A 24,483-nucleotide genomic window follows, 5' to 3' on the forward strand; every position below is an offset into this window, starting at 1 on the left:
AGGAGTCTCACGCCCGACCGCGGCAACGGAGGAACGCCGCTCGCCGGGCACCCCCGGGTTCCTCCGTCGTCGACCGCCTCCGCGGCGGCGATACGGTGGAGGGATGATCAGCACGACCCACCTCGACACCGTCCACGAAGCGCTGCGGGCCGTCGTGCCCCCCGAGCGGATGCTCACGGGGGACGCCGAGCGGGAGGCCTACAGCCACGACGACGCCGAGTGGGCCGCCTTCGCCCCACCGCTGGCCGTGGTGCTCGCCGAGAGCATCGAGGAGGTGTCGGCCGTCGTGCGGATCGCCGGCGCCCACGGCCTCAGCATCGTGCCGCGAGGTGCCGGCACGGGCCTCTCCGGCGGCGCGAACGCCACGGCCGACTCGATCGTGCTCTCGCTCGAGCGCATGAACCGGGTGCTCGAGATCGACACTGCCGAGCGCGTCGCGGTGGCGCAGGCGGGGGTGCTCAACGACGCCCTGCGCGCGGCCGTCGCCGAGCACGGCCTCTGGTATCCGCCGGACCCTGCGAGCTCCGCCATCTCCACGATCGGCGGCAACGCCGCCACGAACGCCGGCGGCATCTGCTGCGTGAAGTACGGCGTGACCCGCGACTACGTGCTCGGCCTCACCGTGGTGCTCGCCGACGGCGAGATCGTGCGTCTCGGCCGACGCACGGCCAAGGGCGTCGTGGGCTACGACCTCACCCACCTGATGGTGGGCTCGGAGGGCACCCTCGGCATCATCGTCGACGTCACCGTGCGGCTGCTGCCGCTCGCCGGCCGGCAGGAGCGCGCGGTCGTGGGCTCGTTCGCGTCGGTGCGGGAGGCCGGCGTGGCCGTGGCGGCCATCAGCGCGGCCGGCATCATCCCGTCGGCCCTCGAGATCGTCGATGGCACGTGCCTGCGGGCGGTCGACGAGTGGCAGCACCTCGGGCTGCCCACCGGGGTCGACACTCTGCTCCTCGCCAAGGTCGACGAGCCGGGCGACGCGGGCGAGCGGGCTGCCGAGGCCGTCGCCGAGCGGATGCGCGAAGCGGGCGCCCTCGGCGTCGAGCGGGCGACGGACCCCGACGAGGTGGCGCGCCTCTTCCTCGCCCGCCGCCTCGCCTACCCGGCGCTCGAGCGCCTCGGACCGGTGCTCACCGAGGACATCTGCGTGCCCCGCGGCGCCGTGCCCGAGATGCTCGAGCGCATCGAGGCCGCCGCATCCGCCCACGACGTGACGATCGCCAACATCGCCCACGCGGGCGACGGCAACCTGCACCCCCTGATCATCGCGCCCGAGGGCGACGAGGCCGCGAAGTCGAGGGCCAAGACGGCGTTCGACACCATCGTGGCCGACTGCCTCGCGCTCGGCGGCACCATCACGGGCGAGCACGGCGTGGGCCTCCTGAAGCTCCCGGGCGCGGCCGAGGAGCTCTCGCCCCGCGTGCGCGCCCTGCACACCGCCGTCAAGCACGCCCTCGACCCCGCGGGCCTCCTCAACCCGGGCAAGGCCTTCACCCCCTGACCCGCGGCCCTGACCCGCGGCGCTGACCCGCGGCGCTGACCCGCGGCGCCCCTTCGTGCCCACCGCGACCGCTAGAGTGGCCGCTATCGGCACCTTCCGGGCGGCCGGGCACAGTGCTGGGGGCACGATGGTGCGGGAGCGGACGACGCAGCGGGCGGCAGCCCAGGGGATGACCACGGCGCCGGGGACAGGTGGTCCGATTGGTTCCCGACGGCGCGGCCTCGACATCCAGTCGAAGCTCCTCATCATGCTGCTCTCGGTGAGCATCGGATCGACGCTCGTGGTGGGGTGGGTGGGCTACGCGAACGGCCGTGACAGCCTGCGCGACGCCGCCTTCGATCAGCTCACCAACGTGCGCGAGGCCAAGGCCGACGCGGTGCAGGCGCTGTTCTCGAGCATCGACGCGGGCCTCCGGCTCGACTCGAGCGGTGCCACCGGCAACCAGGCCGCCGTCGAGTTCGCGAGCGCGTTCGCCGAGCTGAACGCTCAGCCGGTCGATCCCGCGCAGGAGGCCGTGCTCGACGCCTACTACGACACCGAGTTCATCCCGGCCCTCGAGGAGCGCACGGGCGACAACTCCGATCCGGCTGTCTTCCTGCCCACCTCGAGCGCCGAGATCTCGCTGCAGGCCGAGTACACCGTGCCGCCCGCGAGCTTCGAGGAGGCCGCCCTCGTCGACGACGCCGGGGACGGCAGCGCGTGGTCGGCGGTCAATGCCCGCTACAACGCCTACTTCCGCGAGATGGCCACCAGCTACCAGTACGAGGACGTGCTCATCCTCGACACCGAGGGCAACGTCGTCTACTCCGTCTACAAGGGCGTCGACCTCGGCACCAACCTGCTGACCGGCCCCTACAAGGGCACGATCCTGGCCGAGGCCTACGACGCCGCCCTGAACTCGAACGTGGTCGACTACACCGAGATCACCGACTTCGAGCGCTACCAGCCCTCGCTCGGGATGCCCACCGCCTGGGGCGTCTCGCCCATCGGCGCCGGCGGCGTCGTCAACGGCGTGCTCGCCGTGCAGCTGCCGATCACCGCCATGAACGACGTGATGACCGGCGGAGAGGACTGGGCGGCCTACGGGCTCGGCGAGACGGGGGAGTCCTACCTCGTGGGCCCCGACCGCACGATGCGCTCGGTGTCGCGCCTCATCATCGACGACCCGGAGCTGTTCCGGGAGCTCTCGATCGAGGGCGGCTCATCGCCCGCGACAGCGCAGCGGATGGTCGACGTGGGCGGCACGGTTCAGCTGTAGCAGGTCGACACGCTCCCCGTCGACCTCGCCCTCACCGGTAAGACGGGCACGACGGTCGCGAGGGACTACCTCGGCCGGGAGACCCTCGCCGCCTACGCGCCCGTCGACATCGCGGGCGTGCAGTGGGTGCTGGTCTCGAGCATCACCTCGGCCGAGGCGTTCGCGCCCGTCGACGAGTTCACCCGCAACATCGCCCTGGCCATCCTCGCCATCATCGTCGCCGTCTCGCTGCTGTCGCTCCTGCTCGCGCAGGTCTTCGCGCGGCCGGTGAGAACCCTCGTGGGGGCGGTGAGGCGTGTGGCGGGCGGAGACCTCGGGGTGGAGGTCACCTCGCGCACGCGCGACGAGTTCGGCGACCTCTCGGTGGCGTTCAACGACATGAGCCGGAGCCTCCAGGTCAAGCAGCAGCTCATCGACGAGCAGCGCGCCGAGACCGACCGCCTGCTGCTCAGCGTGATGCCCGAGAAGGTCGCGCGCCGCTACCGCGAGGGCGAGGAGACGATCGCCGAGAACCATCAGGACGTGACCGTGGTCTACGCCGACCTCGCCGGCTTCGACGACTTCGCCGCGGGCCTCGGCACCGAGCGCGAGCTGTCGCTGCTCAACGAGCTCATGCGGCAGTTCGACGACGCGGCCTCGGCAGCCGGGGTGGAGAAGGTGCGCACCCTGCGTGCCGGCTACCTCGCGAGCTGCGGCCTCATCGTGCCGCGCGTCGACAGCGCGCGCCGCACCGTGGGCTTCGCCGTGCAGCTCGCCGAGATCGTGGCGCGGTTCAACGCCCAGCACGACGCCGCCATCGCCATCCGGGTGGGCATCGACAGCGGAACCGTGACGAGCGGACTCGTGGGCCAGGCGAGCATCGCCTACGACATGTGGGGCGACGCGGTCAACGTGGCGAACCGGGTGCAGGCGCTCTCCGGCCGGCCCGGGATCTTCCTCACGCAGCGGGTGCGCGACAAGCTGCCCGACACGGCCGGCCTCACGCAGGTCGGCGAGATCGAGATCGCGGGTGCGACCCAGTCGGTGTGGCAGGTCTCCTGATGACCGCGATCTGGACCGAGCCGTGGTTCCCCTGGGCCGTCGGGCTCGCGATCGGCCTGCCGATCCTGCTCGTGGTGCTCACCGAGATCCTCGGGCACCTCGTGCGGCGCGGCAGCCCCGCCGCGAAGCCCCTGCGGCTGCTGCGCAACCTCGTGGTGCCGGTGTTCGCGCTCTTCGTGCTGATGACCCTCGCCTCCGACCAGCAGTTCGACCTCACCTGGGTGCGCGTGGTCGGCACGGTGCTCGGGTTCCTGCTCATCCTGCTCGTGCTCTCGGCGTTCAACGTGGCGCTGTTCTCGAACGCCTCGGAGGGCAGCTGGCAGAAGCGGCTGCCCTCGATCTTCATCGACCTGGCCAGGCTCGTGCTCATCCTCGTGGGGCTCGGCATCCTGTTCTCCTGGGTCTGGGGAGCGGATGTCGGGGGCCTGTTCGCCGCGCTCGGCGTGACCTCGATCGTGATCGGCCTCGCCCTGCAGAACGCGGTGGGCTCGGTCATCTCCGGATTGCTGCTGCTGTTCGAGCAGCCGTTCAAGCTCGGTGACTTCCTCGACACCCCGGCGGGGCGGGGGCGCGTAGTGGAGGTCAACTGGCGCGCGGTGCACATCGACACCGGAAACGGCATCCAGATCGTGCCCAACTCCTCGCTCGCGGGCGCCTCGTTCACGAACCTCAGCCAGCCCGCCGGCGCCTACGTGGCCACGGCGTCGGTGAAGTTCTCCACCGACGACGCCCCGCACGAGGTCTCGGCCATGCTCACGGGAGTGGCGCAGGCGCTGCCCATGCTCGACCCGGCCGGCACGCCCGGAGTCGCCCACCGCGGCAACGGCGCCTTCGACGTGAGCCTGCCCGTCACGAGTCCGGCGCGCGAGGAGGAGGCGATCTCGCTGTTCCTCAGCTGGCTCTGGTACGCAGCCCGCCGGCACGACCTCGCCCTCGACGGCGACGCCACCGACCCCGTCAACACCCCTGAGTCCGTGCGGGCCGCCCTCACCTCGGTGGGGCCGCTGTTCGGCCTCGGCGGCGACCACGTCGACGAGATCGCCGGGCTCTGCCGGGTGGAGCAGTGGGGAGCGGGCGAGACCGTGCAGCAGTTCGGCCGCGTGCCCGACAGCCTGCGGATCGTGCTCGAGGGAGCCCTGCAGCTCACCGTGCCGTTCGAGAACGGACGACTGCAGTTCAGTGAGCTGGGGAGCGGGGAGTCGGTGGGCTCACCGCTCTCACCCGTCAGCCCACGAGCTACTTCGCCACCGCCACCCGCCCCACCCTGGTGCTGCGGGTGCCGCGCGACGCCGTCGACACCGCCGTGCGGCAGAACCCCGCCCTGGCCAGACGCGTGGGCGAGCAGCTCGACAACCGGCGCGTGCTCGCGCTCGCCGCGATCGCCCGGGCCCGCGACTCATCCGGAGCAGCATCCGGTGTCAGGGCGATCGGCGACGCCGAGGCCGGCCTGGGCTAGAGTGGAGGGGTGTTCGTGAACCTCCCCTGTTGTCGTCGCTGAGCGACGACTCCCTTCACGCACGGAATCGTCACCGCCCCCAGCCGCTGCTCTCGCTGCGCGCCGTGCACGATCTGCACGAAGCGGTCGCGAGACCCACTCAAGGACACCCCATGAAGTACGCCAACAGCGTCATCGAACTCGTCGGCAACACCCCGCTCGTCAAGCTCAACAGCGTGACCGACGGCATCAAGGCCACCGTGCTCGCCAAGGTCGAGTACCTGAACCCGGGCGGCTCGTCGAAGGATCGCATCGCGACCAACATCATCGACGCCGCCGAGCGCGAGGGCCTGCTGAAGCCGGGGGGCACGATCGTCGAGCCCACCTCGGGCAACACAGGCATCGGCCTCGCCCTCGTGGCGCAGCAGCGCGGCTACCGCTGCGTGTTCGTGCTGCCCGACAAGGTGGGCGAGGACAAGCGCAACGTGCTCACGGCCTACGGCGCCGAGATCGTGGTGACCCCCACGGCCGTCGCGCCCGAGGATCCTGACTCCTACTACTCGGTCTCGGATCGCCTGGTCACCGAGATCCCGGGCGCCTTCAAGCCCAACCAGTACTCGAACCAGAACGGGCCGCTCAGCCACTACCAGTCGACCGGCCCCGAGATCTGGCGCGACACCGAGGGCCTCGTGACCCACTTCGTGGCGGGTGTGGGCACCGGCGGCACCATCAGCGGCACCGGCCGCTACCTCAAAGAGGTCTCGGACGGCCGGGTGCAGATCATCGGCGCCGACCCCGAGGGCTCGGTCTACTCCGGCGGCACCGGCCGCCCCTACCTCGTGGAAGGCGTGGGCGAGGACTTCTGGCCCACCGCCTACGACGGCACCGTGGTCGACGAGATCATCGCCTCGAGCGACGCCGAGTCGTTCGAGATGACCCGACGTCTCGCCCGCGAGGAGGGCCTCCTGGTGGGCGGCTCGAGCGGTCTCGCCGTCTCGGTGGCGCTCAAGGCCGCGAAGGATCTGCCGGAGGACGCCGTGATGGTGGTGCTCCTGCCCGACGGCGGCCGCGGCTACCTCGGCAAGATCTTCAACGAGAAGTGGATGCGCTCCTACGGCTTCGCGAACGTCTCCGAGGGCGCCACCGTGCGCGACATGCTGAAGCTCAAGAGCGAGGGCCTTCCCGCGCTCGTGCACGCGCACCCGAGCGACACCGTCCACGACGCCATCGGGATCATGACCACCTACGGCGTGTCTCAGCTGCCCGTGCTCTCGGCCGAGCCCCCCGTGGTGATGGGCGAGGTCATCGGTTCGCTCGACGAGAAGACCCTGCTCGAGCAGGTCTTCGCCGGTGAGGCCGCGATGACCGACAAGGTCGGCGACTTCGTCGGCGCCTCCCTCCCCCTCATCGGCGCCAACGAGCCCGTCGCGGCCGCCCGCCAGGCGCTCACCTCCTCCCCGGCCCTGCTGGTGTCGGATGACGGCAAGCCCGTCTCCGTGATCACCCGCCAGGACCTCCTCACCTTCCTCAGCGAAGCCTGATCCGAAAGGCATCCGACATGGCCACCAAGAAGACCGAGCAGTTCGAGACCCTCGCCATCCACGCCGGCCAGGAGTTCGACCCCACCACCGGCGCGATCATCCCGCCCGTCTACTTCACGAGCACCTTCGTGCAGGACGGCATCGGCGGGTTCCGCAACGGGTACGAGTACACCCGCGGCGGCAACCCCACCCGCACGGCGCTCGAGACGCAGCTCGCCGCGCTCGAGGGCGCGAAGCACGGCCTGAGCTTCGCCTCGGGCCTCGCCGCCGAAGATGCGCTGCTGCGCGCCGTGCTCGAGCCCGGCGACCGCATCGTCATGGGCAACGACGTCTACGGCGGCACGCACCGCCTGATCGAGCGCATCCACGGCAAGTGGGGTGTGCAGAACGAGGTCGTCGAGATGAGCGACCTCTCCGCCGTGTCGAAGGCCGTGGCCGCCGGTGCGACGAAGCTGCTCTGGCTCGAGACCCCCTCGAACCCGCTGATGAAGATCAGCGACGTGGCAGAGCTCGCCGAGATCGGCCACGCCGCCGGCGCCCTCGTGGTGGTCGACAACACCTTCGCCTCGCCCTACCTGCAGCAGCCGCTCTCGCTCGGCGCCGACATCGTGGTGCACTCCACCACCAAGTACCTCGGCGGTCACTCCGACGTGCTCGGCGGCGCCGTGGTGCTGAACGACGACGCGCTCGAGGAGAAGATCCGCTTCCTGCAGTTCGCCTCGGGCGGCGTACCGGGCCCGATGGATGCCTGGCTCACCACGCGCGGCATCAAGACCCTCGCGGTGCGCATGGACCGGCACTCCTCGAACGCCCAGACGATCGCCGAGCACCTCGTGGGCCACCCCGCCCTCGACGCCGTCTACTACCCGGGCCTCCCGACCCATCCGGGCCACGAGCTCGCGAAGCGGCAGATGCGCTCGTTCGGCGGCATGATCTCGCTCGCGCTGAAGGGCGGCCCGAAGGCGGCGCGCCGGTTCGCGGAGTCGACGCAGCTGTTCCAGCTCGCGGAGTCGCTCGGCGGCGTGGAGTCGCTCATCGGCTACCCGACCGAGATGACGCACGCCTCGGTGAAGGGCACGGCGCTCGAGGTGCCCGAGAACGTCATCCGCCTCTCGGTGGGCATCGAGTCGGTCGACGACCTGATCGCCGACCTCGACCGCGCGCTGCCGCGCAAGTAGCGACGGCCGCAGCATGACCGACGTCGGGGCGACCTGGGCCGGAACCCACGTGTTCGGGGCCTCGTCGCTCCGGCGACCCTCGAGCGTCGAGGAGCTGCAGCGCGTCATCCGGGAATCGGATCGCGTGCGCGCGCTCGGCACCCGGCACTCGTTCAACGACATCGCCGACACCGAGGGCGAGCTCGTCACCGTGGTCGACCCCGGTGGTTCCGCTGATCACGGCGAATCGGCCGCGCTCGGTGCGGCGCCGGTCGTGGCCTCCGACAGGCGCACCGTCGAGGTGCCCGCCGGCATCCGCTACGGCGTGCTCGCCCTGGCGCTCGAGGCCGAGGGCCTGGCGCTGCACAACCTGGGCTCGCTGCCGCACATCTCGGTGGCCGGCGCCACCGCCACGGGCACCCACGGCTCGGGCGTCGGCAACGGCAGCCTGTCGACCGCGGTCGCCGCCCTCGAGTTCGTCGACGGGCGCGGCGAGCTCGTGCGGCTCGCGCGGGGCGACGAGGGCTTCGAGGGAGCCGTCGTGCACCTGGGCGCGCTCGGTGTCGTGACCCGGCTCGTGCTCGACGTGCAGCCCACGTACCGGGTGCGGCAGGACGTGTTCGTCGACCTGCCCTGGGAGTCGGTGCTCGCCGATCCGGAAGCCGTGCTCTCGGCCGGCTACAGCGTGAGCCTCTTCGCCGACTGGACGGGCGACACCCTCAAGCAGGCCTGGGTGAAGACCCGGCTCGGCGAGGGGGAGGGCGAGGGCGAGGGCGAGGAGCTGCCCGCGACCCTCTTCGGCGGCGACTTCTTCGGCGCCCGCCCGAGCACCGCCAAGGTCATGACGCCCGCGGGTGACGACGTCGACAACACCACGGTGCAGGGCGGCGTGCCCGGATCGTGGGCCGAGCGCCTGCCGCACTTCCGGCTCGACGCCACGCCGAGCGCGGGGGACGAGATCCAGAGCGAGTACTTCGTGGCGCGCTCGGACGCCACGAAGGCGCTCACCGCGGTCAGGGCCCTCGCCTCCCGGATCGCGCCGCACCTGCTCGTGACCGAGCTCCGCAGCGTGGCGGCCGACGAGCTGTGGCTGAGCCCCGCCTACCGGCGCGACAGCCTGGCGATCCACTTCACCTGGCGCAACGAGCCGCAGGCCGTGCGCGAGCTGCTGCCCCTCATCGAGCAGGCGCTCGAGCCGTTCGAGGTGCGACCGCACTGGGGCAAGTGGTTCTCGCTGGGTGCGCGGCAGATCGTGCCGCGCTACGAGCGGATCGAGGACTTCCGCGCGCTCGCAGAGCGCCACGACCCGGAGCGCAGGCTCCGGAACGCCTACCTCGAGCGCGTGCTGGGGCTGTCCCGCTGACGCTCCGGCTGCGGGGCTAGAGCTTAGAGCTGCCCGGCTAGAGCGTCGGCTTCGTGGGGCTGTAGACCCACTCCTGGAAGAAGTCGGTCAGGTCCTCACCCGAGACGAACTCGGCGAACTTCACGAAGTCGGCGGTCGACACCGTGCGGCCGCCGTTCGCGGTGGCCCAGTCGCGCACGATGGTGGCGAACGCGTCGTCTCCCACCTCGAGCTTCAGCGCCTGGAGCGTCATCGCCCCGCGGTAGTACACGGCGGTGTCGAAGATGCCCGCAGCTCCCGGATCGGCCACGACGGTCGACCAGAAGGCGGCGTCGTCGCCCGGCGGGTTCGCGTAGTACTCGTCGAAGAAGTCCTGGGTGCTCGGGCCGCCGTGGCCCTCGCTCCAGAGCCACTCGGCGTAGGTGGCGAAGCCCTCGTTGAGCCAGATGTCGCTCCAGCGCTTCATCGACAGCGAGTCGCCGTACCACTGGTGGGCGAGCTCGTGCACGACGACCGCGGGGTCGGCGTCGGCCGGGAAGGCCCAGGCCGGGTAGATCGGCCGGGTCTGGTTCTCGAGCGCGTAGGGGAGGTCTTCGCCCGGAGCGATCTCGCCGATCGCGATGCCGCCCGCCTCGGTGAAGGGGTAGGGGCCGAAGTGCTCCTCGAGGAACGCGATCACCTCGGGCTCGGAGGCGAAGATCTCCTTCGCGACCTGACCCACCGAGGTGGTGCCGCCGTCGGTGACCCGGTCGTAGAGCTCGGGGTCGATGGCGTCGTAGTAGGAGATGCCCGTCTCCTCGTCGACGTCGGTGGTGACCTCGTAGTCGCCGATCGTGGCGGTGGCGAGGTAGGTGGCCATGGGCTGGGTGGTCTCCCAGGTCCAGATCGTCTGCTCACCCGAGGCCTCCTCGGCCGCGAGGGCGCCGTTGCCGATGACCTCGAGGCCCGTCGGCGCCGCCATCCGGAGCGTGAAGGTGGCCTTGTCGGAGGGGTGGTCGTTGGCGGGGAACCAGGTGGCGGCCACGCGGGGCTGGCCCACGACCACGGCGCCGTCCGGCGACTCGAAGACCCCGGCGGGGCCGAACGCGTCGTCGATCGTGATGGGCACGCCGCTGTAGGCGACCGTGGTGGTGAAGCTCGTGCCGGCGGGGAGGCCGGAGACGGGGATGACGGTGAGCTCGGTGCGCGGCGGCGTGGCGTCGGCGTCGGTGCTCTCGGGGGTCTGCGGCTGGCCGGTGACCGCGCTGATCTGCGTGCTCGCGAGGCTCCAGTCGGAGGCCGTCGCGGCGGCGCCGGGAGCGGGGGCCACGGTGATGCCCGAGATCGAGATGGCGTCGGTGCCCTCGACCGTGCGGGTGTCGAAGTCGAGGTTGAAGGCCGAGAGGTTCTGGGTGGCCGTCGCGGTGATGGTCGCGGTGCCCGCGAGCACGTTCGTCTCGGGGTCGTAGGCGAGGTCGAGGGCGTAGTGCTCCACGTCGTAGCCGCCGTTGCCGTCGAGCGGGAAGTAGGGGTCGCCGATGCCGGCGTCTCCCGGGCGGTAGACGGTGGGGTCGGGAGTCGGGGTGGGCGTGGGGGCCGGGGTCGGGCCGGGGGTCGGCGCCGGGGTGGGCGTCGGCGTGGGGGTGGAGCAGTCGGTCGCCTTGTGGCTCGCGAAGCTGGGGGCGGGGGATCCGGCCCCCGAGACCACGAGGGCCAGCGCCAGCAGGGGCACGGCGGCGAGCACGGCGGCGGGGCGACGGCCGCGGCGCAGCAGCACGGCAGCCGTGCCGAGGCCGAGCACCAGGAGGCCCAGGGCGAGCAGCCACGGCCAGGAATCAGACGATCCGGTCGCCGCCAGCAGGCAGTCGTTCATAGGGAGCCCCCATCAGTGTCGGTGGGGGAACACTACCCGAACGGGGGTCTTCTCGGCATCTCGAGAGCGCGTTCTGCGCTGCTGACCCAGTACGACCCCGCCGAGCACGAGCGCGGTGCCCGCCGCTTGCGCCGGCCCGAAGACCTCGTGGGCCACGAGCGTTCCGAGCAGCACGCCGGTGACCGGATTGAGCAGCCCGACGAGTCCCACGGATCCGGCGGGCAGGTGGCGGAGCCCCGCGAACCAGGCCACGAAGGCGAGGGCGGTGGCCACGATCGCCACGTAGGCGAAGCCGACGAGCGCCGGGCCGTCGAGCGCCGGCGGCGCACCCTCGACGAGCACGGCGAGCGGAAGCACCACGAGCCCGCCCGCGATCAGCTGCCAGGCGGTGAGCGGCAGCAGGCGCACGCCGCCTCCCCAGCGCTTGGCCAGCACGAAGCCGAGCGACGACATCAGCATGGCTCCGAGCGAGACGGCGACGCCGAGCGGATCGATGCCGCCGCGGGGGCCGTGCGGGTCGGCGCCGAGCAGCATGATCGCCACTCCCGCGAAGCCCACGACGGCGCCGAGCACCGACACGAGCGCCGGCCGCTCCTGCAGCAGCGGCCAGGCGAGCAGGAGCAGCACGGCGGCCGACGACGCCATGAGCGTCGACGCCACGCTCGTCGGCAGCAGCTGCGAGGCGAGGTAGATGAGCACGAAGAAGGCACCCACGTTGAGCGTGCCGAGCACCAGCGACTTCCACCACCACTCGCCGCGGGGCCGCTCGCGGGCGATCGCGAGCAGCAGCAGCCCTGCGGGGAGCGCCCGGATGACGGCGCCCCAGAGCGGGGCGTCGTCGGGAAGGAACTGGCGGGTGACGAAGTAGTTCGACCCCCAGGCGATCGGAGCGATCGCGGTGAGGGCGATCCAGCGCCACCGAGCAGATGTAGCTTCCATGGAAGACACTCTAGCTTCCTGGGAAGCTAGAGTCGAGGGGTGACGGAGAATACGGACCGGGTCGCGCGCATACAAGAGGAGTGGCGCCGGGAGCGGCCTGACCTCGACGTCTCGCCCCAGGGCGTGATCGGCCGGCTGCACCGCCTGGCCGGCGCACTCACCGCCGAGCTCGTCGCGGTCTACGAGCGGCACGGTCTCGGCGAGGGGGAGTTCGACGTGCTCGCCACCCTCCGCCGCAGCGGCCCGCCGTTCGAGCGCGCGCCCGGGGAGCTGGCCGAACACACGATGGTGACCACGGGGGCGATGTCCAAGCGGATCGACCGGCTGGAGGCGGCCGGCCTCGTCCGTCGCCGAGCTGCCGGCCCCGCCGACGGGCGTCGCCGCGTGGTGTCCCTCACACCGGCCGGTCGTGAGCTCATCGATGCCGCCTTCAGCGAGCACATGGCGAACGAGGCCCGACTCGTGGCCGAGCTCGATCCGGCCGACCGGGCCGACCTCGAGCGCATCCTCGGCCGGTGGCTCGCCCACCACGAGCACCCCTAGTCGCACCCGCGACAGCAGCCTGGTCGCGCCTCGTGGGGCGACACGCCCGACGCGCCGGATGTCGGTGGCCGGACTTATCCTCAGGCCATGCATCCGGTTCTCTCCACAGGTCGGCCGACAAGGCCGGAATCACGCCGTTCCGGCTGTGGAGGAAGGGGTCGAAACTCTGTGCACAGGTGTGGACGGCCTGTGGATAATTACACGGGTGTAACACTTCATCTAGTGGTGCTCGATATCGCAGAGAACTAGATGTAGTATTGAACTCCCGGCGCTGAGAGCCCCCTGACAGGGCTCGAAGGGCCGGAAATCCCCAGATCCTCCCTCTTTCCTCGTACTCGAGAAAGGTGCTCCCCTCATGGCAATCACCGTCTACACGAAGCCTTCCTGCGTGCAGTGCACGGCTACCTACCGCGCCCTCGAGAACAAGGGTCTCGAGTTCGAGATCTTCGACCTGTCGGTCGACGAGAAGGCGCTCGAGACCGTCAAGGAGCTCGGCTACCTGCAGGCTCCCGTGGTCATGACGAGCGAGGGCGACCACTGGTCCGGCTTCCGCCCCGACAAGATCGCCGAGCTGGCCAGCCGCGTCACGGCCTGAGCCGGTGACCGACGACCTCGTCTACTTCTCGAGCGTCTCCGGCAACACCCACCGCTTCGTCGAGTCGCTCGGCCGGCCTGCCTCGCGCATCCCGATCTACGCCCGCGAAGAGAAGCTGAAGGCCACGGCCCCCTATGTGCTCGTGCTCCCCACCTATGGCGGGGGCAACGGAGCGGGGGCCGTGCCCAAGCAGGTGATCCACTTCCTCAACGACGAGGAGAACCGATCACTCATCCGGGGCGTCATCGCCGCCGGCAACACCAACTTCGGCGAGGCCTACTGTCTTGCGGGCGACATCGTCGCGCGCAAGACGGGGGTTCCGCTCCTCTATCGATTCGAAGTATTCGGAACCCCGGATGACCGCGAGGCCGTCCAGAACGGATTGGACAGACTGTGGAAGCAACTCTGATCGAGGCCCCCCAGGCCTCGCCCGCGCTCGACTACCACTCGCTCAACGCGATGCTCAACCTCTATGACGACAACGGACTGATCCAGTTCGACAAAGACAAAGAGGCGGCCAAGCAGTACTTCCTGCAGCACGTCAACCAGAACACGGTCTTCTTCCACAACCTGCGCGAGCGCCTCGACTACCTGATCGAGAAGGAGTACTACGAGCGCGAGCTGATCGAGTCGTACTCGTTCGAGTTCATCCAGAAGCTCAACGACCTCGCCTACTCGAAGAAGTTCCGCTTCGAGACCTTCCTCGGCGCGTTCAAGTACTACACGAGCTACACGCTCAAGACGTTCGACGGCAAGCGCTACCTCGAGCGCTTCGAAGACCGCGTGGTGATGACGGCCCTCGGCCTCGCCCAGGGCGACGAGACGCTCGCGATCAACCTCGTGGAGGAGATCATCGGCGGCCGCTTCCAGCCCGCCACCCCCACCTTCCTCAACACGGGCAAGGCGCAGCGCGGCGAGCTCGTCTCCTGCTTCCTGCTGCGCATCGAAGACAACATGGAGTCGATCGCCCGCGGCATCAACTCGGCGCTGCAGCTCTCCAAGCGCGGCGGCGGCGTGGCCCTGCTGCTGTCGAACATCCGAGAGGCCGGCGCCCCGATCAAGCAGATCGAGAACCAGTCCTCGGGCATCATCCCCGTCATGAAGCTCCTCGAAGACAGCTTCAGCTACGCCAACCAGCTCGGTGCGCGTCAGGGCGCCGGCGCCGTCTACCTCAGCGCCCACCACCCCGACATCATGAAGTTCCTCGACACCAAGCGCGAGAACGCCGACGAGAAGATCCGCATCAAGACGCTGTCGCTCGGCGTGGTCGTGCCCGACATCACGTTCGAGCTCGCGAAGAACGACGAGGACATGTACCTCTTCTCGCCGTACGACGTGGAGAAGGTCTACGGCCTTCCCTTCGGCGACATCTCGGTCACCGAGAAGTACCGCGACATGGTCGACGACCCGCGCATCCGCAAGACCAAGATCAAGGCCCGCGAGTTCTTCCAGACCCTCGCCGAGATCCAGTTCGAGTCCGGCTACCCGTACATCATGTACGAAGACACCGTGAACAAGGCCAACCCCATCAAGGGCCGGATCAACATGTCGAACCTGTGCTCGGAGATCCTGCAGGTCAACACGCCGACGACCTACAACGAAGACCTGTCCTACGACCAGATCGGCAAGGACATCTCGTGCAACCTGGGCTCGCTGAACATCGCGCTGACCATGGACTCGCCCGACTTCGGCCTCACCGTCGAGACGGCCATCCGCGGCCTCACCTCGGTGTCGAACCAGTCGCACATCACCTCGGTGCGCTCGATCGAGGACGGCAACGACAAGTCGCACGCCATCGGCCTCGGCCAGATGAACCTGCACGGCTACCTCGCCCGTGAGCGCGTGCACTACGGCTCGGAGGAGGGTGTCGACTTCACGAACATCTACTTCTACACCGTGCTGTTCCACGCGCTGCGGGCCTCGAACTCGATCGCCATCGAGCGCGGCGAGAAGTTCGACGGCTTCGAGGACTCGACCTACGCATCCGGTGAGTTCTTCGACAAGTACACCTCCGAGCCGTGGGTGCCGGCGACGGAGCGTGTGGCCTCGCTGTTCGCCACCTCGAACATCCACATCCCCACCCAGTCCGACTGGGAGGAGCTGAAGGCGTCGATCCAGGCTCACGGCATCTACAACCAGAACCTGCAGGCGGTGCCGCCCACCGGCTCGATCTCGTACATCAACAACTCGACGTCGTCGATCCACCCGGTCGCGTCGAAGATCGAGATCCGCAAGGAAGGCAAGATCGGCCGCGTCTACTACCCGGCGCCGTTCCTCACGAACGACAACCTGGAGTACTACGCCGACGCCTACGAGATCGGCGCCGAGAAGATCATCGACACCTACGCCGCGGCCACGCAGCACGTCGATCAGGGCCTCTCGCTCACGCTGTTCTTCAAGGACACCGCGACCACGCGCGACATCAACCGGGCTCAGATCTACGCCTGGCGCAAGGGCATCAAGACCATCTACTACATCCGTCTCCGCCAGCTCGCGCTGGAGGGCACGGAGGTCGACGGCTGCGTCTCCTGCATGCTCTGAGAACCCCCGACTTGACACAAGATGTGCCAAGTGGACGTTCTTAGCCCCATCTACTGTCAAGTCGCGGACCGGCCCGATCCTGTCCCTGTGGAAAGTGAAGCAGAATGACCCCCTCCGAGCCGCTGAAGCTCCTCAACAAGGTGCAGGCCATCAACTGGAACCGCATCCAGGACGAGAAGGACGTCGAGGTCTGGAACCGCCTCGTCAACAACTTCTGGCTGCCCGAGAAGGTGCCGCTGTCGAACGACGTGCAGTCGTGGAACACGCTCACGCCCGCCGAGCAGCAGCTCACCATGCGCGTGTTCACCGGCCTCACCCTGCTCGACACGATCCAGGGCACGGTCGGGGCGGTCTCGCTCATCCCGGATGCGCTCACGCCGCACGAAGAGGCCGTCTACACGAACATCGCGTTCATGGAGTCGGTGCACGCCAAGTCGTACTCGTCGATCTTCTCGACGCTGTCGAACACGAAGGACATCGACGAGGCGTTCCGCTGGTCGACCGAGAACCCGAACCTTCAGAAGAAGGCCTCGATCGTGCTCGACTACTACCACGGCGACGACCCGCTGAAGCGGAAGGTCGCCTCGACGCTGCTCGAGAGCTTCCTCTTCTACTCCGGGTTCTACCTGCCGATGTACTGGTCGTCGCACGCCAAGCTCACCAACACGGCCGACCTCATCCGCCTGATCATCAAGGACGAGGCGGTGCACGGCTACTACATCGGCTACAAGTTCCAGCGCGGGCTCGAACTCGTCGACCAGGCCAAGCGCGACGAGCTGAAGGACTACACCTTCTCGCTGCTCTACGACCTCTACGAGAACGAGGTGCAGTACACGCAGGATCTCTACGACGAGGTCGGCCTGACCGAAGACGTCAAGAAGTTCCTGCACTACAACGCCAACAAGGCGCTCATGAACCTCGGCTACGAGCCGATGTTCCCGAAGCAGGTCACCGACGTCAACCCGGCCATCCTCTCCGCCCTCTCCCCGAACGCCGACGAGAACCACGACTTCTTCTCCGGCTCCGGCTCCTCCTACGTCATCGGCAAGGCCGTCAACACGGAGGACGAGGACTGGGACTTCTAGCCCGGTCCGGCTCGGTCGTTCCGAAGCGCCTCCTGCGCAGCTGCTCGTCAGCTGTCGCGGGAGGCGCTTTTTCTTGAGTATGAGTAGTTCGGTGCGGACGGGGCTCGCTCTGCTACTTTGCTGAGATTATGTCAGCAACTGCGCCAATACGTCCCCACACTCGCCTGCGGTCCCTCGCTACACTCGGCCTCGCGGCCGGGATCCTCGCCGGGCTCGTCTCCCCCTTCGCGGTGCCCGCCGCCGAAGCGCTGCCCGGGGAGTGCCGCCTCGAGACCCGCTGGCAGAGCAGCGGCGTGCACTACGACACCGACACGGATGTCTACACCGAGACCGGGATCAAAGGCACCTCGTCGGTGGTCTGCGACGTGATCGATCGCCCGTCAGGCCCGGGCGGCGGCGGGGACGCCCCCGGTGGCGACGGCACAGGCACCGGCCCGATGCCTCCGGCGCCTCCCGGCCCGCCACCACCCCCTGGCCCGCTCCTGCCCAAGCCCCCGGCCTCGGTCCCTCCGAAGGCAGGCCTGCCCTGCGTCGCCGGCGCGAACAATGCGGCGAACCCGGGGGATGCGCCCGGCGGGCCGACCGGCGATGGACAGATCGCCTTCGACAACATCGAGGACGCCTTCACGAAGGGCGACCTGACGATCCAGTACTCCCCGGGCGCCCGGATCGTGACGATGGACGTGAACCTGGGTCCATCGTCGAACGGTGAAGGCGACTACAACCCGTACGAGGGAATGACGCCGGAGCAGGCGGCCGCGGCGCTCTACTGGCCGAGCGGCATTGATCCGACCTATACCGAGGTCGGTCCGGCCGGCTCCATCGTCAAGGCGGCCATCAAGCTCGCCGGGCAGGCAGCGCGCGGCAACAAGCAGTCCCTGCAGTCGCTCCGCAACATGACCGGCCTCATGGACGAGCCGATGAGGGAGGACGTCATCGCCGGGCTCCAAAGAGGGATCTCCGAGCTCAACCATCTCTACCGCACCGGGATGCCGCCCGAGGTGCGCGAGATCATCCGCGAGCTCTGGGACATCATCGATGACATCCTGAAGGTGGTGAGCACACCGGTGGATCCGACCGGCGTGTACCTCAACGTCGCGACGACCTCGCCCGGGTACACGCCGGACAACACGAACCATGGCGCGTGCGGCCAGATCAACCAGACGGTCGCGATGACGGCGTCGACACTCGTGCCGACCGGATCCTGGGCCTCCATCTCCTTCGCGAGCACCACCTACGGCACCCTGGTGAAGCGCATCCAGGATCTCGAGGAGCCGGAGCTGTACTGCCCGTTCACCGAGGTCGAGGTGGTGGCCGGCCAGGAGAACGCACCTGTCGTCACCGGAGGCTGCCGAGGGGAGATCGTCTCCGCCCGCCTCCTCACACGCGGCGACACCGCATCGCTTCCGGAGGACACGAAGCAGGCGATGCGTGTCGACACGTTCGGTGCGCCGATGGCCGACAGCGTGTTCCAGTACACCAGGCACCCGGATGACGGCCGGCCCTCCCACAAGGCCACGTCGAACCTCGTGGGGAACACATCCCACTTCTTCGGCGATTCGAAGGACGGGAGGCTGTCGTACACGCCGCCGCTCACTGCCGCCGAGGGCGAGGACTTCGTCGTCGTGGCCGCGACGGACGCAGCGGGGGTGGAGCATCCGTTCATCGTGCGGGTGGCTGTCAAGGCGCCGCCGACGTGCGATGGCGCGGACAAGATCGCGGGGCCGGTCATGAGTGACTTCCGGGCCGTCATCCGGGACGGGGCCATTCAGGCGGTGCGGAACGTGCCGTTCACCCTCGACCTCAAGATGCTGTGCACCACCGATCATCGCGACACCTACCGGGTGACGATGGAGGGCGGCGTTCCGGGCACCGAGCCCACGGTCAATCCGGATGGCACCATCACGTTCGACTGGACGGATCCGGATCAGGTGGGCGAGGTGGCCACCCTCACCTTCACCGCCTGGGACGAGACGACCGGTGCGCCGAGCGCTCCGCTCGAGGTGCCGCTGTTCGTGCGCGATCAGCGACCGCTCTGCAACGACGTCGAGATCGAGTACGACCGGAGCGAGCTGGCCGGCGCACCCCTCACCATCCCGATCGACTGCGGCATGGAGAACGGCCTCAAGGTCATCAACCCTGCCTTCCTGGCGCTCGGCGGGGAAAAGCTCGACACGACCGTGGTGGAGGGCGGCACGTTCCGTTCCGACGGCTCCGCCATCACGTTCACACCGGACGACTCCGGCACCGAGCTCGCGACCACGACGGTGCTGCCGTACCGCACGAATCCACTGACGTCAGCGCACTTCTACGAGGCGGGGAAGGGGTTCTTCATCGACGTGCGGATGACCGACTGAGCAGGCCCCTTCCCTGCGGCTGGTAGCCTCGATTGCTTGGACGGGCTGCAGGAGAAGGGTGCCCTCCGCGTAGCTGCGGGGGAGTCGGTCGGCCTGCCCGGGCGGGCGGCCTGGGCCGACTTCGCCCGCGGGGTGAGCGTCGTGCTCGTGGTGCTGATGCACCTGTACTTCCTGCACTACACGTGGTTCTTCCGGGGTGAGGACGGTGCCGCGGTCGTGAAGTCGGTGCTCGACGTCACGAGTCCGCTGCGCATGCCGCTGTTCTTCCTCGTCTCCGGCTTCCTGGCGTCGCGAGCGGTCGAGCGCTCGTGGGGCTCGAGTCTGCACGGCCGCATCCTCCAGCCCGTCTACCTCTTCGTGCTGTGGCTCGGCGTCAACATCGCCATCGACGTCTGGCGCGCCGCCCTCGGCGTGCGCGGCGAGGTGAGCCCGTGGGAGTTCTTCACCGACAACCTGCTCTGGCCGCAGACCACGCTCTGGTACCTCTACGCCCTCGTGCTCTTCTTCACGCTCACGAAGCTCACCCGAGAGGTGCCGGCCCCCGTGGTGGTGATCGTCGGCACGATGGTCTCTGTCATCGGCACCACCTTCAGCGACGGACTCGCCCAGAACCTGCTCCGCTCGTTCGTGTTCTACGCGCTCGCCGCCCGCGCACCCCAGGTGATCGACCGGGTCGTGGCAGGTGTCGCAGGCCTCCGAGCGGGGCCCGCCCTCCTCGTCGTGCTCGGTGCGGGCGCGGGGTACGCCGCCCTCACCGCCCTGTACCTCGAGCTCTGGGTCGACTTCGGCCTCTACCTCCTCGCCGGTGCCGCCGGGGTGCTCTTCGGCCTCGTGCTCTCGGCCCGCATCGGCGGGCACCTCCTCGTGGCGCCCGTGCGCTACCTCGGCCGGCACACGCTCCCGATCTTCCTGGTGCACCCGTTCGTCTTCATCGCCGCCAACGACCTCTTCGCGGACAACCCCGACCTCGCCGACGCCATCCGCGACGACCAGACGCTCCTCATCGCCTACCCCTGGCTCCTGCTCCTCGCCACCGTCGGCCTCAGCGTGGGCCTCGAGGCGCTCGCCAGGCTCCTCGGACTTCGCGCGCTGTTCAGTCTTCCGCGCTGGAACGCGAGAGTCCCGGGCCCCTAGGCTGGGGGTTCTGTCCGGCGAGCAAGGAGTGCTGTGGGAGTCGTTCGAACCTGGATCTTCCCGATCCTCCGCATCGTCCTGATCCTCGTGATCGCCGTCGCCCTCGGCAAACTCGCCTTCTTCCCCGACCAGGCGGAGGAGGCGGATCCGGCGGTCCCGACCGGCGAGATCGTCGAGCCCCGCACGGCGGTGGGCCTCGGCAGCATCACGAACGACGTGATCGTGCAGGCCACCGTCTCGGCCGACGCCGCCGTGCCCGTGAAGGCCACCGCCGCCGGAACCGTCGACGAGATCTTCGTGGCCCAGGGCGCCGGGGTGAGCGCGGGCGATGTGGTCTTCGACGTCAAGGTCGAGATCGAGCGCGACCCGGCGGCGAGCGTCGACGCCGAGGGCAAGCCGTTGCCCGCGATCTTCCGCTACGTGGAGGTGACCTCGCCGGCATCCGGAACCCTGAGCTCGCTCGGCGTGATCGAGGGCCAGGCCGTGACGATCGGCGAGGTCACGGGCCAGGTGGCCCCGCCCACCTTCTCGGTCAGCGGCACGCTCGAGCCCGCGCAGCAGTACCGGCTCGTGAACCAGCCCACCGAGGCGTCGGTCGCCATCAGCGGTGGGCCGGCTCCGTTCGTCTGCACCGGCCTCCGCATCATCACCCCGCTGCCGGGCAGCACGGGCACGGATGCCGGGGGCGGGTCGGGCGGATCCGGCGGATCCGGCGGGTCAGGCGGCTCGGGCGGTGGCGGCGGCGGTGGTGCCGCAGGCTCCACCACGGTCACCTGCCCCGTGCCGAACGGCCAGGTGGTCTTCCCCGGACTGACCGCCGAGATGACGCTCGCCGGCGGCCAGGTCGACAATGTGCTCGTGGTGCCGATGACGGCCGTGCGCGGCGCCGCCCAGACCGGCACGGTGTGGGTCTCGACCGCCGACGGCGGCACCGAGGAGCGCGCCGTCGGGCTCGGGCTGAGCGACGGCACTTTCGTGGAGGTCACGGGTGGGCTCACCGAGGGCGAGGAGATCCTCGAGTTCGCCCCCGGCGCCCTCGCCGTGCCGGGCGGAGGCATGGAGGGCATGGAGAACTGCATCAGCCTGCCCGACGGCAGCATGAGCTGCGCCGGCTGATGTCGCTGCTGCACCTCAGCGAGGTCACCCGCACGGTGATCCCGCCGGATCAGCCGGCGCTCACCATCCTGAACGGGGTCGACCTCACCGTCGAGCCCGGCGACCGGGTGTCGATCGTGGGCCGCTCCGGATCGGGCAAGTCGACGCTGCTCAACCTCATGGGCCTCCTCGACCAGCCCACGAGCGGCACCCTCACCTTCGACGACCGGCCCGTGAAGTCGTACTCGAGCGCCGAGCGCGACCGCGTGCGCGGCGCCCGGATCGGGTTCATCTTCCAGCAGTTCAACCTGCTGCCCGGCCGCACGGCGCTCGAGAACGTGACCATGCCGTTGCTCTACGCCAGCGGGACGCAGTTCTGGCGGCGCAAGGCGATCGCCGCCGAGATGCTCGAGCAGGTCGGGCTCGGGCACCGCTTGACCAGCCTGCCGGACCGCCTCTCGGGCGGCGAGCAGCAGCGGGTCGCGATCGCGCGGTCGCTCGTGCGCGGGCCGAGCCTCATCCTCGCCGACGAGCCGACCGGCGCGCTCGACCTCGACACGGGGCAGACCGTCATGGAGCTCATCGACGACGTCGCGACGCGCACGGGGGCGGCGCTCGTGATCATCACGCACGATCCGGCCATCGCCACGCGCGCCCGCGACCACTACCGGCTCGACCGCGGCGTGCTGCGGCGGGCTGACGCGGGAGTGGGGGAGCGGGCGGCGGTGCTCGCCGTGGGTGGGGGCGGGGCTGCCGGGCCCGGCGCATCCGGGGCTTCCGCATGAAGCGCGCGCTCACGGGCTTCGTGGGGGCCGTGCTCGAGGCGTGGCAGGAGCTGCGCATCCACCGCACCCGCGTGCTGCTCTCGCTCATCGGGGTGGCGGTCGCGGTGTGCTCGCTCACCACCGTGGTGGCGCTCGGCGCCATCGTGCAGCAGGCCAACGAGGAGCTCAGCGAGCGCTCGAGCGGCCGCCCCGCCACGCTCTACCTCTCGGCCTACAGCGATGGCACAGGCACAGGCGGCGGATCCGGTGAGATCGACGGCGAACTCATGGACGCCACGTGGGCCGACACCCTCGAGCGCTACGACGTGACCTACGGCAGTCGCGTGCTCTCGGGCTCGCAGAACGTGGGCTTCGTCGACGGCATCGTGCCCGTGGGCGTGCAGGCCGTCGACCAGCCCTACGGCGAGATGCACCGCGTGCGCGTCTCCGAGGGAGCCTGGTTCACTCCCGGCGACGCCCTGCAGCTGGCGCCGCGCCTGATCGTGAACCAGATCTTCTGGGAGCGGATCGGCTCGCCCGACCTCGCGACGCATCCGACCGTGAAGCTCGGCGGGCAGGGCGCGCAGCCCACCACGATCGCGGTCGTCACGGGTGTGACCCCGGTGGCGAGCTACGAGACCGAGCCGTCGATGTTCATGCTCGTCGACCAGTTCGCGGCCGTGCAGGCGGCCGACCCCACGGGCGGTGGCGGCGGTGCGGGCGGGTTCGTCGACCCGTTCGCCGGAGGTGCCCAGACGCAGTACGAGATGTGGGTGCCGCCCGCGCTCGCCGAACCGCTCATCCCGCTGCTGCAGCGCGACTTCACGGCTGCACTCGGCGAGGGGGTGCAGGTCGACGTGTTCCGGCAGGACTTCGCGCAGTACGGCGACGACCCGTTCCTCGTGACGAAGCTCGTGGTGGGCGGCATCGCCGTGCTCGTGCTGCTGCTCGGGGCGCTCGGGCTCGTCAACATCGCGCTCGTGACGGTCAAGCAGCGGGTGCGGGAGATCGGCATCCGGCGGAGCTTCGGGGCGACGGCGGGGCGGGTGTTCTTCGCGGTGATGATGGAGAGCGTCGTGGCCACGGTGGCGGCCGGGATCGCGGGGGTGGTGGCGGCGGTGCTCGTCGTGCAGAGCCCGTGGGTGCGGGATCTCGTGGGGCAGGGCATGATCACCGACTTCCCGCCGTTCCCCGTCGACGCCGCGCTGCTCGGGCTCGTGGCCGCTACCGCCGTGGGGGCGCTCGCCGGGCTGCTGCCGGCGCTCGTGGCGGTGCGGGTGAAGGTGATCGACGCGATCCGGTACTGAGCGGTGGTGCTGGGCTGCGGGGCTGCGGGGCTGCCGGGATGCGGGGCTGCTGGGATGTGGGGCTCTGCGTGCAAGGCGCGCGCTGTGCCGAGGGCTAGACCGGGGTGACCGGCGGGAGGCCGGTGAGCACCGCCACGACGTTCTGCACCGCGAGGTCGCCCATGCGCTCGCGCGTGGCGGCGCCGGCGCTGCCGATGTGGGGCACGGCGACGACGTTCGGCAGGGCGAGGAGGCCCTGGCTGATGGCGGGCTCCCACTCGAAGACGTCGAGGCCGGCGGCGCCGATGACGCCGTCGCGGAGGGCGTCGATGAGGGCGAGCTCGTCGACGATCGGTCCGCGGGCGGTGTTGATGAGGATGGCGGAGCGCTTCATGGCCGCGAACTCCTCGGCACCGATGAGGTGGCGGGTCTCGGGGGTGAGCGGGCAGTGCAGCGACACCACGTCGCTCTCGGCGAGCAGTTCGGGCAGCTCCACGGCGCGGATGCCGAGGGCCTCCGCCTCGGATCCGGTCGCGCGCGAGCCCGTGGCCACGATGCGCATGCCGAACGCGGCCGCCCGCCTCGCTACCGCGAAGCCGATGCGGCCGAGGCCGACGATGCCGAGGGTGGCGCCCGCGCTCACGTCGAGACCCACGAAGAAGTCGGGCTCCCAGCGCCACTCAGCGCCGGTGCGCACGAAGCGGTCGGCCTCCACCACGCGGCGGGCGGTGGCGAGGAGGAGGGTGAAAGCGAGGTCGGCGGTGGCCTCGTCGAGCACGCCGGGGGTGTTGGTCACGGCGATGCCGCGGGCGGTGGCGGCGGGCACGTCGATGTTGTCGTAGCCGACGCCGAGGTTGGCGACGAGGCGGAGGGAGGGGCCGGCGGCGTCCATGACTTCGCCGTCGATGCGGTGGGTGACGAGGCTCACGATGGCGGCGGCGCCGGGCACGGCGGCGAGCAGCTCTTCGCGGTCGGCGGTGGAGGTGGTGACCTCCACGGGGGCGGCGGCGAGCCGGG

The 24,483-nt window shown here is 69.9% G+C and carries 20 protein-coding genes; 17 read left to right on the plus strand and 3 right to left on the minus strand.

Going from position 1 to position 24,483, the window contains the following annotated elements; translation table 11 throughout:
- Positions 1-103 precede the first annotated feature (103 nt).
- The 7 genes from Q0D57_RS13680 (at position 104) to Q0D57_RS13710 (ending at position 9,296) form a co-directional block, all read left to right on the plus strand.
- A complete protein-coding gene (locus tag Q0D57_RS13680; protein ID WP_291044982.1) occupies positions 104-1,501 on the plus strand; it encodes an FAD-linked oxidase C-terminal domain-containing protein in 1,398 nt (465 codons plus the stop codon).
- Between the two features lie 55 nt (positions 1,502-1,556).
- Complete coding sequence (locus Q0D57_RS13685) at positions 1,557-2,759, plus strand: hypothetical protein (protein WP_291044984.1); 1,203 nt, start codon at positions 1,557-1,559, stop codon at positions 2,757-2,759.
- A 117-nt stretch (positions 2,760-2,876) separates the two neighbouring features.
- Positions 2,877-3,800: an adenylate/guanylate cyclase domain-containing protein gene (locus tag Q0D57_RS13690; protein ID WP_291044986.1), complete on the plus strand. Its 924-nt coding sequence runs from the start codon at positions 2,877-2,879 to the stop codon at positions 3,798-3,800.
- The gene (locus Q0D57_RS13695) at positions 3,800-5,275 is read left to right on the plus strand and encodes a mechanosensitive ion channel domain-containing protein (RefSeq protein WP_291044987.1); all 1,476 of its coding nucleotides are present in this window, start codon (positions 3,800-3,802) and stop codon (positions 5,273-5,275) included. Before Q0D57_RS13690 ends, Q0D57_RS13695 begins: the two co-directional genes overlap by 1 nt.
- Positions 5,276-5,408: 133 nt before the next feature.
- Entirely contained in the window at positions 5,409-6,776 is a 1,368-nt protein-coding gene (locus Q0D57_RS13700; protein WP_291044988.1) for a cystathionine beta-synthase, read from the plus strand.
- Positions 6,777-6,793: 17 nt separating this feature from the next.
- Complete coding sequence (locus tag Q0D57_RS13705) at positions 6,794-7,954, plus strand: cystathionine gamma-synthase (RefSeq protein ID WP_291044989.1); 1,161 nt, start codon at positions 6,794-6,796, stop codon at positions 7,952-7,954.
- Between the two features lie 13 nt (positions 7,955-7,967).
- Complete coding sequence (locus tag Q0D57_RS13710) at positions 7,968-9,296, plus strand: D-arabinono-1,4-lactone oxidase (protein WP_291044990.1); 1,329 nt, start codon at positions 7,968-7,970, stop codon at positions 9,294-9,296.
- Between the two features lie 37 nt (positions 9,297-9,333).
- Here the strand turns inward: Q0D57_RS13710 and Q0D57_RS13715 are convergent, their stop codons facing one another.
- Positions 9,334-11,127: a M1 family metallopeptidase gene (locus Q0D57_RS13715; protein WP_291044992.1), complete on the minus strand. Its 1,794-nt coding sequence runs from the start codon at positions 11,125-11,127 to the stop codon at positions 9,334-9,336.
- A 12-nt stretch (positions 11,128-11,139) separates the two neighbouring features.
- Entirely contained in the window at positions 11,140-12,066 is a 927-nt protein-coding gene (locus tag Q0D57_RS13720) for a DMT family transporter (RefSeq protein WP_291044994.1), read from the minus strand.
- A gap of 39 nt (positions 12,067-12,105) precedes the next feature.
- On the opposite strand from Q0D57_RS13720, the gene Q0D57_RS13725 reads away from it, so the two are divergent.
- From Q0D57_RS13725 to Q0D57_RS13770, 10 genes are all read left to right on the plus strand, one after another.
- Positions 12,106-12,609: a MarR family transcriptional regulator gene (locus Q0D57_RS13725; RefSeq protein WP_291044996.1), complete on the plus strand. Its 504-nt coding sequence runs from the start codon at positions 12,106-12,108 to the stop codon at positions 12,607-12,609.
- A gap of 355 nt (positions 12,610-12,964) precedes the next feature.
- Positions 12,965-13,204 (plus strand): glutaredoxin-like protein NrdH, encoded by a 240-nt coding sequence (gene nrdH, locus Q0D57_RS13730; RefSeq protein WP_259529652.1) that lies wholly within the window; start codon positions 12,965-12,967, stop codon positions 13,202-13,204.
- A gap of 4 nt (positions 13,205-13,208) precedes the next feature.
- On the plus strand, positions 13,209-13,613 hold the full coding sequence (gene nrdI / locus Q0D57_RS13735; protein WP_259529654.1) for a class Ib ribonucleoside-diphosphate reductase assembly flavoprotein NrdI: 405 nt from the start codon (positions 13,209-13,211) through the stop codon (positions 13,611-13,613).
- On the plus strand, positions 13,598-15,745 hold the full coding sequence (nrdE, locus tag Q0D57_RS13740; protein WP_291044998.1) for a class 1b ribonucleoside-diphosphate reductase subunit alpha: 2,148 nt from the start codon (positions 13,598-13,600) through the stop codon (positions 15,743-15,745). Before nrdI ends, nrdE begins: the two co-directional genes overlap by 16 nt.
- Before the next feature lie 104 nt (positions 15,746-15,849).
- The gene (nrdF, locus tag Q0D57_RS13745) at positions 15,850-16,830 is read left to right on the plus strand and encodes a class 1b ribonucleoside-diphosphate reductase subunit beta (protein ID WP_291044999.1); all 981 of its coding nucleotides are present in this window, start codon (positions 15,850-15,852) and stop codon (positions 16,828-16,830) included.
- A gap of 230 nt (positions 16,831-17,060) precedes the next feature.
- Positions 17,061-19,187, plus strand: a complete 2,127-nt coding sequence (locus Q0D57_RS13750) for a hypothetical protein (protein WP_291045001.1) — start codon at positions 17,061-17,063, stop codon at positions 19,185-19,187.
- Between the two features lie 36 nt (positions 19,188-19,223).
- Complete coding sequence (locus tag Q0D57_RS13755) at positions 19,224-20,321, plus strand: acyltransferase family protein (RefSeq protein WP_291045003.1); 1,098 nt, start codon at positions 19,224-19,226, stop codon at positions 20,319-20,321.
- 33 nt (positions 20,322-20,354) lie between these two features.
- On the plus strand, positions 20,355-21,437 hold the full coding sequence (locus tag Q0D57_RS13760; RefSeq protein ID WP_291045006.1) for an efflux RND transporter periplasmic adaptor subunit: 1,083 nt from the start codon (positions 20,355-20,357) through the stop codon (positions 21,435-21,437).
- A complete protein-coding gene (locus Q0D57_RS13765; protein WP_291045008.1) occupies positions 21,437-22,201 on the plus strand; it encodes an ABC transporter ATP-binding protein in 765 nt (254 codons plus the stop codon). Before Q0D57_RS13760 ends, Q0D57_RS13765 begins: the two co-directional genes overlap by 1 nt.
- Positions 22,198-23,487 carry an ABC transporter permease gene (locus Q0D57_RS13770; RefSeq protein ID WP_291045010.1) on the plus strand — a complete coding sequence of 430 codons (1,290 nt, stop codon included), beginning with the start codon at positions 22,198-22,200 and terminating at the stop codon, positions 23,485-23,487. The genes Q0D57_RS13765 and Q0D57_RS13770 overlap by 4 nt, the downstream gene beginning before the upstream one ends.
- Before the next feature lie 94 nt (positions 23,488-23,581).
- Here the strand turns inward: Q0D57_RS13770 and Q0D57_RS13775 are convergent.
- Positions 23,582-24,483: D-glycerate dehydrogenase (locus Q0D57_RS13775; protein ID WP_291045012.1), on the minus strand; the 902-nt coding region annotated here is incomplete at its 5' end.

The sequence above is a fragment of the Herbiconiux sp. genome (genome assembly GCF_023264895.1).
Lineage (GTDB): Bacteria > Actinomycetota > Actinomycetes > Actinomycetales > Microbacteriaceae > Herbiconiux.

Coding starts and splice junctions, on each gene's coding strand:
- Q0D57_RS13680 (WP_291044982.1), top strand. CDS start 104: ATGATCAGCACGACCCACCTCGACACCGTCCACGAAGCGCTGCGGGCC.
- Q0D57_RS13695 (WP_291044987.1), top strand. CDS start 3,800: ATGACCGCGATCTGGACCGAGCCGTGGTTCCCCTGGGCCGTCGGGCTC.
- Q0D57_RS13700 (WP_291044988.1), top strand. CDS start 5,409: ATGAAGTACGCCAACAGCGTCATCGAACTCGTCGGCAACACCCCGCTC.
- Q0D57_RS13705 (WP_291044989.1), top strand. CDS start 6,794: ATGGCCACCAAGAAGACCGAGCAGTTCGAGACCCTCGCCATCCACGCC.
- Q0D57_RS13710 (WP_291044990.1), top strand. CDS start 7,968: ATGACCGACGTCGGGGCGACCTGGGCCGGAACCCACGTGTTCGGGGCC.
- Q0D57_RS13715 (WP_291044992.1), bottom strand. CDS start 11,127: ATGAACGACTGCCTGCTGGCGGCGACCGGATCGTCTGATTCCTGGCCG.
- Q0D57_RS13720 (WP_291044994.1), bottom strand. CDS start 12,066: ATGGAAGCTACATCTGCTCGGTGGCGCTGGATCGCCCTCACCGCGATC.
- nrdH (WP_259529652.1), top strand. CDS start 12,965: ATGGCAATCACCGTCTACACGAAGCCTTCCTGCGTGCAGTGCACGGCT.
- nrdF (WP_291044999.1), top strand. CDS start 15,850: ATGACCCCCTCCGAGCCGCTGAAGCTCCTCAACAAGGTGCAGGCCATC.
- Q0D57_RS13765 (WP_291045008.1), top strand. CDS start 21,437: ATGTCGCTGCTGCACCTCAGCGAGGTCACCCGCACGGTGATCCCGCCG.
- Q0D57_RS13770 (WP_291045010.1), top strand. CDS start 22,198: ATGAAGCGCGCGCTCACGGGCTTCGTGGGGGCCGTGCTCGAGGCGTGG.